Below are 12,039 nucleotides of genomic sequence, written 5' to 3' on the forward strand. Positions count from 1 at the left end.
GCACCCGGCAAAGGCAGCCACTCTCCCAAAAACGACGCGTCACCGAGGAGCTAAAAAATGGGTTACAAAACGATACTGGCAGTGATCGACAATGTGGAGAACACGCAAAAGCTCGGCGATTTCGTGGTAAGTCTTGCCAACCAGTTTTCCTCGCATGTGATTGGCCTGCACATGGAAACGCTGGCCGCCGTTCCGCTCGTCGCGCCGATGGAAATTCCCGACCCCGCTACCGTTCAGGTGCTTCAGGACGTGGCGCACAAGGAAACCACGGATGTTGGAAACCTCTTCGAACACACGCTGTCTGCCAATGGCATCTCGCATGAGTGGCGCAGCTTTGTAACCTCGGTGGGTTACGCCTCGTCATCGGCAATCGATAGCGCGCGCTGCGCCGATCTCATCGTCGCCCGCCAGAGCAACTCCTCCGCACTCTCCGACAGCCGCTCGGATATAGACGGCTTTCTCCATGAAAGCGGCCGCCCTGTTCTTCTCGTTCCGCATGTGCTGACGGTTGCCAAACCGGTCAAGCGTGTACTGATCGCCTGGAACGGCTCCCGCGAGGCAACACGTGCCACCTTCGATGCCCTGCCCTTCCTGATTGCAGCCGAGAGCGTCGAGATCTTCTCCGTCGATCAGGCCGAGAGCGAAACGCAATCGTCTGGACTTGCCGGAACCGAACTGGCCGCAACACTCGCCCGCCACGGCGTCAACGTCACGGTAACCTCGCAGGAAAAAATCGCCGGCATCTCGCCGCAGGCGGCCATCGAAAACCGGCTGTCAGACCACAGCATCGACCTTCTGGTCATGGGCGCCTACGGCCATTCCCGCTGGTGGGAACTGCTGTTCGGCGGCGTGACGCGCACGCTGCTCGATTCCATGACGGCGATGACGCTTTTGTCGCGTTAAACACCGGTAGCCGTGGATGAAGCCGCAAGAGCCTGCGCGCAATGCTTGCCTTTTTGCAGGTCTTGCGGCTATTAGCCAAAGCCATCGACAATTTTGACCAGATGGTAGACGACATGTCCCTTCCCGATAAAGCCTTTCCCGTAACCTGGGATCAGTTTCACCGCGACGCCCGCGCGCTTGCGTGGCGTCTTGCCGGCCTTGGCCGGGAGTTCCGGGCGATCGTCTGTATCACCCGCGGCGGTCTCGTGCCGGCAGCGATCATTTCCCGCGAGCTGAACATCCGCCTGATCGATACGGTCTGCATCGCCACCCGCCACGATTACGTCAACCAGGGCGACACGGTTCTCCTGAAGGGCGTGGCGCCGGAACTGATGTCCGACGGCGGCGAAGGCGTGCTCGTCGTTGACGATCTGACCGACACCGGCAAGACCGCACTGGAAGTGCGCGAAATGTTGCCGAAGGCGCATTTTGCCTGCGTTTACGCCAAGCCGAAGGGCGTGCCGACCATTGACACCTTTGTCACCGAGGTCAGCCAGGACACCTGGATTTATTTTCCCTGGGACATGGGCTTCACCTATCAGGAACCGATCGCCAAGGGATCGCGCGGCTGATCGCCTGTCGCAACCCAAAACCATGCCTGAAAAGCCGTCCCTCCGGGGCGGTTTTTTTGTGTGGAAATGCTTTTTTGGTAACGGCAAAAAAACACGGAAAAACCGCAGTGTCGCCTTTATGCCGCACCCCGGAAATGCGGGGTTTTCGCTTTCCGCTGCGGAAACCAGCCTCGCGCAAGCTTCAAAGTCTCGCGCCAAGTCACTGATTTTTTTGAACGCTTTTGCTATCCCCGTTTTCCACAGGCACTGCACACAATATCTTGTGGTTAAAAAACGGTTTCAATCTATGGCTTGACGAATCTATGCCGCAGGAGGAAAGTGACAGTTATGTTGCGGCGGCAACGGACCGGAAAGTAACGAGGCCGGTTCCTTTCAATCTCAGTTCGCAAGTCCAGAAGGGGCGTCCCGACCATCAGGGGGCGGTTCGCCGGTGGATTTTGCGTGCCTTGCGGATACCGCCAAAAACATGACGCGGGGACTGGCGGCAGGAAGCTGTTGATACTATATTTAGTACTCACATGACTCTTGCAGCCGAATAAGCCACGAGATACAGGGATCACATCCAAGGATGAACATCCCTTACAGATCGGCAAAAACCGGCTGCGCGCATAGTTCGCACGGCTGGAACGAATTTTTGCGCCCTTTGCCGGGCGCCCAATGGACGAGGACACGAAACCATGCGCATCGAACGCCGCTTCACGAAGCCCGGCCAATCGTCTTATGCGGAAATCGAATTCCGCAAGGCCGTCAGTGAAATCAAGAACCCGGACGGTTCCATCGTGTTCCGTCTGGCGGATATCGACGTTCCCGCGCAGTTCAGCCAGGTCGCGACCGACGTTCTGGCGCAGAAATACTTCCGCAAGGCCGGCGTGCCGAAGGTGCTTAAGAAGGTTGAGGAAAACGATGTTCCTTCCTTCCTGTGGCGTTCGGTTGCCGATGAGAAGGCCATGAAGGACCTCCCCGAGGGTGAGCGTTATGGCTCCGAAACCGATGCGCGTCAGGTTTTCGACCGCCTTGCCGGCACCTGGACCTACTGGGGCTGGAAGGGCAAATATTTCTCCACCGAGGAAGACGCACTCGCCTTCCGCGACGAGCTTGCCTATATGCTGGCGACCCAGCGTGTAGCCCCCAACAGCCCGCAGTGGTTCAACACCGGCCTGCACTGGGCCTATGGCATCGACGGCCCGGGCCAGGGCCACTTCTACGTCGACCCCTTCACCGGCAAGCTGACCAAGTCCAAGTCCTCTTACGAACATCCGCAGCCGCATGCCTGCTTCATCCAGTCTGTCGAAGACGATCTGGTCAACGAAGGCGGCATCATGGACCTGTGGGTGCGTGAAGCGCGCCTGTTCAAATACGGTTCCGGCACCGGCTCCAACTTCTCCTACCTGCGCGGCGAAGGCGAAAAACTTTCCGGCGGCGGCAAGTCCTCCGGCCTGATGAGCTTCCTCAAGATCGGCGACCGGGCAGCCGGCGCAATCAAGTCCGGCGGCACCACCCGTCGTGCGGCCAAGATGGTCGTCGTTGATGCCGACCATCCCGATATCGAAGCCTATATCGACTGGAAGGTGAACGAGGAGCAGAAGGTTGCCGCTCTCGTCACCGGTTCCAAGATCGTTGCCAAGCACCTCAAGGCAATCATGAAGGCCTGCGTCAATTGCGAGGCAGATAACGGCGATTGCTTCGACCCGGCCAAGAACCCTGCCCTGAAGCGCGAAATCCGCGCTGCCAAGAAGGACATGGTGCCGGAAAACTACGTCAAGCGCGTCATCCAGTTCGCGCAGCAGGGTTACAAGGACATCCAGTTCAAGACCTACGACACGGATTGGGATTCCGAAGCCTACCTCACGGTTTCAGGCCAGAATTCCAACAACTCCGTATCGCTGAAGGATGACTTCCTGCGCGCTGTTGAAAACGACGGTGACTGGAACCTGACCGCCCGCAAGGACGGCAAGGTCATGAAGACGCTGAAGGCCCGCGACCTCTGGGAAAAGATCTCCCACGCCGCTTGGGCATCGGCCGACCCCGGCCTGCACTTCAACACCACCATGAACGACTGGCACACCTCGCCGGCCGAAGGCCCGATCCGTGCTTCCAACCCGTGCTCGGAATATATGTTCCTCGACGACACGGCCTGCAACCTTGCTTCGCTGAACCTGCTTCAGTTCAAGGATCAGGCAACGAAGCGCATCGACATCGCCGACTACGAGCATGCGGTTCGCCTGTGGACCGTCGTTCTCGAAGTCTCGGTCATGATGGCGCAGTTCCCTTCGCGCCAGATTGCCGAACGCTCCTATGAATACCGCACGCTCGGCCTCGGTTACGCCAATATCGGCGGCCTGCTGATGTCCTCGGGCATTCCCTATGACAGCGACGAAGGCCGCGCCATTGCCGGTGCGCTGACCGCCATCATGACCGGCGTTTCCTATGCCACCTCGGCTGAAATGGCCGGCGAGCTTGGCCCCTTCCCGGGCTTTGCGCCGAACCGCGACAACATGCTGCGCGTCATCCGCAACCACCGCCGCGCCGCCCATGGCCTTTCCTACGGTTATGAAGGCCTGTCGGTGAACCCGGTTGCCCTCATCCATTCCGATTGCACGGATCAGGACCTTGTCGCCCACGCTACCGCCGCCTGGGACAAGGCGCTGGAGCTTGGCGAAAAGCACGGCTACCGCAACGCCCAGACCACCGTTATCGCGCCGACAGGTACGATCGGCCTCGTGATGGATTGCGACACGACCGGCATCGAGCCGGACTTCGCGCTGGTGAAATTCAAGAAGCTCGCCGGCGGCGGCTACTTCAAGATCATCAACCGCGCCGTGCCGGAATCCCTGCGTTCGCTCGGTTATTCGGAAAGCCAGATCGCCGAAATCGAAGCCTATGCCGTTGGCCACGGCAATCTCAACCAGGCACCTGCGATCAATCCCTCGACGCTGAAGGCCAAGGGCTTCACCGATGAGAAGATCGAAGCCGTCAACGGCGCGCTGAAAAGCGCCTTCGACATCAAGTTCGTCTTCAACCAGTGGACGCTGGGCGCCGATTTCCTCAAGGGCACGCTCAAGGTTTCCGACGAGCAGTTGTCCGACATGAGCTTCAACCTGCTGGAGCACCTCGGCTTCAGCAAAAAGGACATCGAAGCGGCCAACGTGCACGTCTGCGGTGCGATGACGCTGGAAGGTGCACCGTTCCTCAAGAACGAGCACTTGGCCGTATTCGATTGCGCCAACCCCTGCGGCAAGATCGGCAAGCGTTATCTCTCGGTCGAATCGCATATCCGCATGATGGCGGCAGCACAGCCGTTCATTTCGGGTGCGATCTCAAAGACGATCAACATGCCGAATGATGCAACAGTGGAAGATTGCGGCGCAGCCTACATGCTGTCCTGGAAGCTGGCGCTCAAGGCCAACGCCCTTTACCGCGATGGCTCCAAGCTTTCCCAGCCGCTCAACGCTTCGCTGGTGGAAGATGAGGACGACGAAGACTTCGTTGAAGAACTGATCCAGCAGCCGCTCGCCCAGCAGGCCGTGACGATCACCGAAAAGATCGTCGAGCGCGTCATCGAGCGGGTATCGCGCGAGCGTGAAAAGCTGCCGAACCGCCGTCAGGGTTACACCCAGAAGGCAACGGTCGGCGGTCACAAGGTCTATCTGCGCACCGGCGAATTCGGTGACGGCCGCATCGGCGAAATCTTCATCGACATGCACAAGGAAGGCGCTGCCTTCCGTGCGATGATGAATAACTTCGCCATCGCCATTTCGCTTGGCCTGCAATATGGCGTGCCGCTGGAAGAATATGTGGAGGCCTTCACCTTCACCAAGTTCGAGCCGGCCGGCATGGTGCAGGGCAACGACGCGATCAAGAACGCCACGTCGATCCTCGACTACGTGTTCCGCGAACTCGCCGTCTCCTATCTCGGCCGCCACGACCTCGCTCATGTCGATACGTCGGATTTCTCAAATACCGCACTCGGCAAGGGTATCCAGGAAGGCAAGACCAATCTGCTCTCCACCGGCTGGACGCGCGGTTACAAGCCGACGCTGGTTTCCAACAACGAAGGCGAACGTGCTGCTTCCGAACCCAAGGGCTCGGCAACGGCAGCGCCCGCCCGCGCCTCGGCCAACGTCACTTCCTTTGCAGGCTCAGCAGCCCGCAAGCTGGAACCGACAGTCGCGATCTCCACCTCGGAAATCGTCTCCTTCAAGCGCGATTATGAAGAACGCGCCAAGGAACTGGCGGAAGAGATTGCCGAAGAGGTAATCGACGACGTGGTCCAGGAAGCCAAGCAGACCGCCACCGCCCTCTTCTCCGACAAGGCCGCCGCCGACGCGGCATCGGCCAAGGCGGAAGCCAAGAAGAAGGAAAACGAACGCCGCATGCGCTCGATCGCGCAAGGCTATACCGGCAACATGTGCTCGGAATGCCAGAACTTCACGATGGTGCGCAATGGCACCTGCGAGAAGTGCGATACTTGCGGTGCGACGAGCGGTTGCTCGTAAGATATCTCTTCTGTTAGTTTGATACGAAGAACCAACTAAGGACTGGCCAACGAAATATTGGCCAGTCCGAAACCTAAAATCGGTCAGCCAGCAGTTTAACGTCTTTCGATCACTGATAAGTGCTCGTAAAATTGGACTTAAAATGACGAAAACTGCACAGGCCCGTGAAGCATATAATTTGTATCAACAGAAAAATCTCGCGAGACTCATTTTTCATGCAATAAAGCTATTTTTATATACTGCTGTGCCGGCCACCGTAATTGCGTATTTAACAGATCATATTAGCGGTTTGTTTTACATATTAGCCCCGTTCTTCATTTATTTATCATTCCCTTTCTGGTTTGGACTTTACGTATCTAGTGCGTTGCTGGCACAGATGGCCGGAGAAAGCCTCGGGAAAAAGACCTTGCTTGGCGACAATCCTACGTTTCCCGACGTCACGTTTCATCTCACAGGCTTTAGAGTTAAGGATGAAAGCAATGAAAGTTGAGTTCAGAGCCAATAATCGGGTAAAATCGACCGAGCCAGATAGGCCCGTTTTCACGCCATGACCGACGAATAAGCGGAAGCCAATGCGCTCGCCGATCCCGACAATCGGCCGCTTTCCGCCGAACAGTTCGCTGCTGCCAAGAAAATGCCGCGCATCAAGATCATTCGCCGGGCGCTGAAACTGACGCAGGAAGAGTTTTCCGCCCGTTATCATATTCCGCTGGGCACCTTGCGTGATTGGGAACAGGGCCGCAGCGAGCCGGATCAACCTGCCCGCGCCTATCTGAAAGTCATCGCCGTCGATCCCGGGGGAACGGCGGCCGCGCTCCGTAGAGGCGCGGCCTGACGCGCCTTACCCCACAAAATCAAACAGCAGCTTCACATTCAGCGCCGCAATTACCACCGCGATAAGCCATGCAAACGCCGAGAGCCATCGCGGGGCGCACAGTTCGCCCATCTTGGCGCGGTCGGCGGTGAACATGACCAGCGGGAAGACGGCGAAAGAAAGTTGCAGGCTTAAGACCACCTGCGTCAGTATCAGCAGCTGAGACGTGCCGCTTTCGCCGAAGGCGATGGTGACGCCGGCGGCGGGGATGATGGCGATGCCGCGGGTGATAAGGCGGCGCAGCCACGGGGCAAGCCGCATCTTGAGGAAGCCCTCCATCACGATCTGGCCCGCAAGCGTTGCCGTAACGGTGGAATTGATGCCGCAGCACAAAAGCGCCACCCCGAACAGCGTCGGCGCAATCGCAAGGCCAAGCAGCGGCGCAAGCAGGCTATGCGCTTCACCCAGTTCGGCAACATTCGTCTGACCCGTTTTGTTGAAGGTCGCCGCTGCGAGGATGAGGATCGCGGCATTGATGACGAGAGCAAACGTCAGGGCGATGGTTGAATCGAGTGTCGCGAATTTGAGCGCCTCGCGTTTTTCGGCCAGCGTCTCGCCGATGGCGCGGGTCTGCACGATCCCTGAATGCAGATAGAGATTATGCGGCATCACCGTCGCGCCCAGAATGCCAAGCGCCAGGTAGAGCATCTCGGGGTTGGTGACGATCTCCGTCGTCGGAGCAAAACCACGAATCACCTGGCTCCAGTCGGGATCCGCCAGCGCCAGCTGAATGGCGAAACACACCGCGATGACGCCGAGAAGCGTGATGACAAGCGCCTCCACCCAGCGGAAGCCAAGCCTTTGCAGATAAAGGATCAGGAACACGTCAAGCGCCGTGATGAGGACGCCAAGTTCGAGCGGAATGCCGAAAATCAGGTTGAGACCGATCGCCGTGCCGATGACCTCGGCAATATCGGTGGCGATGATTGCGATTTCGGCCAGCAGCCAGAGCACCATCGCCACCGGTTTCGGATAGGCATCGCGACAGGCCTGCGCCAGATCGCGGCCGGAAGCAATCGCCAGACGGGCACAGAGCGCCTGAAGGACAACGGCCATGATGTTCGATATCAGCGCAACCGTCAGCAGCGTGTAACCGAACTTGGAGCCACCGGCGAGCGACGTTGCCCAGTTGCCGGGGTCCATGTAACCGACCGCGACGAGATATCCGGGTCCGAAGAACGCCATCGCCCGGCGAAACGTACCGGCATTCGGGCTTATCTTGATCGAGCTGTGAACGTCGGACAGCGAGAGATCGTCGCCATTCCGCCGCCATCCAAAGACAGGCTTGTCCATCTTGCGAACTTTCAAATGGAAATTGAATTAATGCAATTGCAAATCATTCGCATAAAAGGGTGTGGACTGGCAAGTGGAGTTTCGAAACTGTGTGCCGGCGCGAGAGGCCGCAGTAACATTCGGCCTGAACGCAAGCACCGGCGCAGCGCGTCATGGATTTAATGAAATGAGACCCCTCCTCCGTCATTCCAGCCTTAAGCCGGAAGCCAGCAAGCCAAAGTCTCTGGGCTGAAAAGACTCTTCTACGCGGCGTAGTAGCCAGTAAACAACGGGGACCCATGGCCAGTCCTACCGCAAAACCTCACGGCGTTGTCATCGCCTCTGCCCCGCCATTGCGGAACAGCCGCTTGCATGCTCGCGTTTATCTGTCACGAAGCAAAGATAGTCCGGGGAAGTTCATGCGAGACGGCAATAAATTCAGCGTGGCGAACCAGCCTTACCGGTGGCCGAAATATATCATGGCGCAGCGAAGGCCGCGCGACTGGCTGATGACCATCAGCGGCGTGGTGCTGCTGGTCATCGTCGCCGCCGCTGTCGCCATGGGTTATCTCGTCACCAGCCATCCCGGCAAGCCCGAGCCGAATACCGGCATCATCGAGGAAAACGCAGCGGAGAACGCCTGATATGCGGCGCAAGATGCGCCGCTTAACTCAGCCCCTGAAGATGCCCGCTGAACTGCGCCTCATGCAGGCGGCTATAATGGCCCTTGGCGGCCAAAAGCTCGGCATGGGCGCCCGTTTCGGCAATACCCGTCTGGTCCACCACAACGATGCGTGACGCATCGCGGATCGTTGCCAGCCGGTGGGCGATGACGAGCGTTGTGCGGCCCTTGGCAAGCTCCGTCAGCGATTGCTGGATGGCCCGCTCGGTTTCGGTATCCAGCGCCGAGGTCGCCTCGTCGAGAATAAGGATAGGCGGGTTCTTGAGGAACATGCGGGCAATGGCAAGACGCTGTTTCTGACCACCGGAAAGTTTCACGCCACGCTCACCGATAACGGTGTCGAGCCCCATCGGCATCGCTTCGATAACGCCATCGAGCCGGGCACGCCGCGCCGCATCCATGATTTCGACATCGGAAGCGCCGAGCCGGCCATATTCGATATTCTCGCGGATCGTGCCGCCAAACAGGAACACATCCTGCTGCACGATTCCGATCTGGTTGCGCAGCGAGGCAAGCTTCATCTTGCGGATATCGATGCCGTCAATGGTGATCGAACCGCTGGTGACATCATAAAAGCGCGGCAGCAGCGAGCAAAGCGTCGTTTTGCCCGCCCCCGAAGGCCCGACGAAGGCCACCGTCTCGCCCGCATTGATCTTCAGGTCGATATTGTCGAGAACCTGCTTGCCCTCGGCATAACCGAAACCGACATGGCGATATTCAATGGCGCCGGAAAGCGCCGGTGCCTCGATCGCATCGGGTGCGTCGGTGATATCCGGCGCCGTGTCCAGAAGCTCGGTAAAGCGGCGAAAACCGGCAATGCCCTTCGGATAGGTCTCGATGACCGAATTGATCTTCTCCACCGGGCGGAAAAACACGCCGACCAGAAGCAGGAAGCCAACAAAGCCGCCTTCCGTCAGGCCGCCATGCAGCACGAACCAGGCGCCGCAGATCATCACGATCATCTGCGTCAGCCGCATGCTCATGTAGCTGAGCGAAGTGCTGGCCGCCATGATCTTGTAGGCATCCAGCTTCGTGCGGCGGTATTTCTGGTTGTCCTTCTCAAACAGCGCGCGTTCGTGGTCCTCATTGGCAAAAGCCTGCACCACCCGCATGCCACCGACATTTTCCTCGATACGGGCGTTGAAATCGCCTACCCGACCATAGAGCGCGCGAAAGTTCTGCGTCATTCGGCCACCGTAACGGCTCGTCACCCAGGCGGTGACAGGCACGACGGCGGCGGTGACGAGCGCCAGCGGCACATTGACCGACAGCATCAGCAGGAATGCGCCGATGAAGGTCATGATGGCGATGAACAGATCCTCGGGGCCGTGATGGGCCACCTCACCGATCTCTTCCAGGTCCTTCGTCAGCCGGCCAACCAGATGACCGGTCTTCTGGTTGTCGAAATAGCGGAAGGAGAGCTTCTGCAGGTGGTCGAAAGCAAGCCGCCGCATGTCGGTCTCGATATTGATGCCGAGCATATGTCCCCAATAGGTGACGGTCGCCATCAGACCCGTATTCAGGACATAGATGACGAGCAGCCCGACCGATGCGGCGAGGATGATGCCCCATTCGCCACCCGGCAACAGCACGTCCACAAAGGCCTTCACCGCCATCGGAAAACCGAGCTCAAGCACGCCCGACAGAACCGCGCAGGAAAAATCGAGAATGAACAGACCGCGATAGGGACGGTAATAGGCGAAGAAACGGCGCAGCATGGCGTGACCTGAAGAGCGGGCGCGGCAAGCGGAGGCCGCAATAAAAACGGAGTTCAATTGTCATATTTCAATGCGCGCGCCAAGACCGATGTTCTATTTTTACCAAAATCGTTCAATAGGCTGAGCGATAAACACACAACGGTAATGTGATACGGCTATATTGCACTTATATGTATTGGTGTGACAGAGTGAATGCACCCTTCGGGGAGAATGCGAGAAAGAGCCTGCCGTGAGTAATATTGACAGCCGTAAGCCCAGTGGCGAACCGAGATGGCTTGGTCCTGCCAGCCCGACACGGATCGCCCTGATCCCGCCAATATCGGCTGCGCGCTGGCTGCTGGTTCTCGTCGCCCTTGCGGGCATCTACTTCTTCCACGGCTTTCTCGTTCCGGTTCTGGCCGCCCTTGTCATCGGCTTCGCCAGCTGGCCGGTCTACACGCGGCTTCTGCGGCAGGTGGGCGGCAACACCACGCTCGGCGCCTCCATCGCCATCATCCTCATCCTCACGTTCCTCGTGGTGCCGATTTTCATCGCCGCTTCCTATACGGCCAGCGAAATCCGCGAATGGTTCGGCTGGGCGGTGCATGTCAACAAGGTGGGCGCACCCGTGCCAGACTGGATCGCGGCGCTGCCCGGCGTAGGCTCCTGGCTCGGCGAGCAATGGGTGAAATATATCGGCACACCGGGTGCGATCGGCGAAGTGATCCAGCTCGTCAGCGGTGCCAATATCGGCAATATCTACCGGGCGATCCTCGCCGCGGGCAACGGCGCGTTCCACCTCGTGCTGACCCTGCTGTTCATGTTGATCGCGCTGTTCTTTGTCTATCGCAACGGTGCCGGCTTCTCCCATCAGGTCGATCTTGTGGGGGAACGCATCCTGCCGACGCGGTGGGAGCGCATTTCCCGCGTGGTGCCCGCCACCATCAGCTCCACCGTCACCGGCATGACATTGATCGCCATCGGCGAAGGCATAATCCTCGGCATCGCCTACTGGATTGCTGGCGTCCCCTCGCCCGTCACACTCGGCGTGCTCACCGGTGTCATGGCGCTCATCCCGGGCGGCGCGCCGCTCTCTTTCACTCTCGTATCGATCTATCTGGTCGCCAGCGGCTCTCCCGCTTATGGCCTGGGGCTATTCATCTGGGGCTCTGTCGAGCTTTTCATCGTCGACAAGACCATCCGTCCGAAACTCGTCGGCGGCCCCATCAAGCTGCCTTTCCTGCCGACCTTTTTCGGCCTCGTCGGCGGCGTCAAGACCATGGGCTTCCTAGGCCTCTTCATCGGCCCGGTGCTGATGGCACTGCTGGTGGCAATCTGGCGGGAATGGGTGCGAGAGGTGGAAATCTCTACTGGCGCCACCGTCGACGTTCCGCCGACCCCTACAGCTGAAAATGACCCGCTCGACGACATCGTTGCGCGTGAAGAGGATAGCAACGAAGCGACGGCGTTCCGAAAAGCGGCGTCTTAAACCTCGTCTTCGTCA

The 12,039-nt window shown here is 58.8% G+C and carries 9 protein-coding genes and 1 pseudogene; 8 read left to right on the forward strand and 2 right to left on the reverse strand.

Going from position 1 to position 12,039, the window contains the following annotated elements:
- Positions 1-57 precede the first annotated feature (57 nt).
- The 6 genes and pseudogenes from ACZ5A6_RS06905 (at position 58) to ACZ5A6_RS06930 (ending at position 6,845) form a co-directional block, all read left to right on the forward strand.
- Positions 58-903 (forward strand): universal stress protein, encoded by an 846-nt coding sequence (locus ACZ5A6_RS06905; RefSeq protein WP_003515639.1) that lies wholly within the window; start codon positions 58-60, stop codon positions 901-903.
- A gap of 113 nt (positions 904-1,016) precedes the next feature.
- Positions 1,017-1,514 (forward strand): xanthine phosphoribosyltransferase, encoded by a 498-nt coding sequence (gene gpt / locus ACZ5A6_RS06910; protein ID WP_003515641.1) that lies wholly within the window; start codon positions 1,017-1,019, stop codon positions 1,512-1,514.
- Positions 1,515-1,536: 22 nt separating this feature from the next.
- A complete protein-coding gene (locus ACZ5A6_RS06915) occupies positions 1,537-1,809 on the forward strand; it encodes a hypothetical protein (RefSeq protein WP_162632910.1) in 273 nt (90 codons plus the stop codon).
- 382 nt (positions 1,810-2,191) lie between these two features.
- A complete protein-coding gene (locus ACZ5A6_RS06920) occupies positions 2,192-6,010 on the forward strand; it encodes a vitamin B12-dependent ribonucleotide reductase (RefSeq protein WP_112292216.1) in 3,819 nt (1,272 codons plus the stop codon).
- 142 nt (positions 6,011-6,152) lie between these two features.
- A complete protein-coding gene (locus ACZ5A6_RS06925; RefSeq protein WP_065659318.1) occupies positions 6,153-6,500 on the forward strand; it encodes a hypothetical protein in 348 nt (115 codons plus the stop codon).
- Between the two features lie 57 nt (positions 6,501-6,557).
- Positions 6,558-6,845 (forward strand): annotated as a pseudogene (locus tag ACZ5A6_RS06930) (helix-turn-helix domain-containing protein).
- A gap of 6 nt (positions 6,846-6,851) precedes the next feature.
- On the opposite strand, the gene ACZ5A6_RS06935 reads toward ACZ5A6_RS06930, so the two are convergent.
- Positions 6,852-8,177, reverse strand: a complete 1,326-nt coding sequence (locus tag ACZ5A6_RS06935; RefSeq protein WP_013636297.1) for an Nramp family divalent metal transporter — start codon at positions 8,175-8,177, stop codon at positions 6,852-6,854.
- A gap of 398 nt (positions 8,178-8,575) precedes the next feature.
- Here ACZ5A6_RS06935 and ACZ5A6_RS06940 point away from each other — a divergent pair, with 398 nt between their 5' ends.
- Positions 8,576-8,800 carry a hypothetical protein gene (locus tag ACZ5A6_RS06940; protein WP_013636298.1) on the forward strand — a complete coding sequence of 75 codons (225 nt, stop codon included), beginning with the start codon at positions 8,576-8,578 and terminating at the stop codon, positions 8,798-8,800.
- A gap of 22 nt (positions 8,801-8,822) precedes the next feature.
- On the opposite strand, the gene ACZ5A6_RS06945 is transcribed toward ACZ5A6_RS06940, so the two are convergent.
- A complete protein-coding gene (locus ACZ5A6_RS06945; protein ID WP_019566142.1) occupies positions 8,823-10,556 on the reverse strand; it encodes an ABC transporter ATP-binding protein in 1,734 nt (577 codons plus the stop codon).
- Positions 10,557-10,785: 229 nt separating this feature from the next.
- On the opposite strand from ACZ5A6_RS06945, the gene ACZ5A6_RS06950 reads away from it, so the two are divergent.
- Positions 10,786-12,024, forward strand: a complete 1,239-nt coding sequence (locus ACZ5A6_RS06950) for an AI-2E family transporter (RefSeq protein ID WP_003515654.1) — start codon at positions 10,786-10,788, stop codon at positions 12,022-12,024.
- The last annotated feature ends 15 nt before the right edge of the window (positions 12,025-12,039 follow it).

This window comes from Agrobacterium sp. 6Ca8, assembly GCF_055382765.1.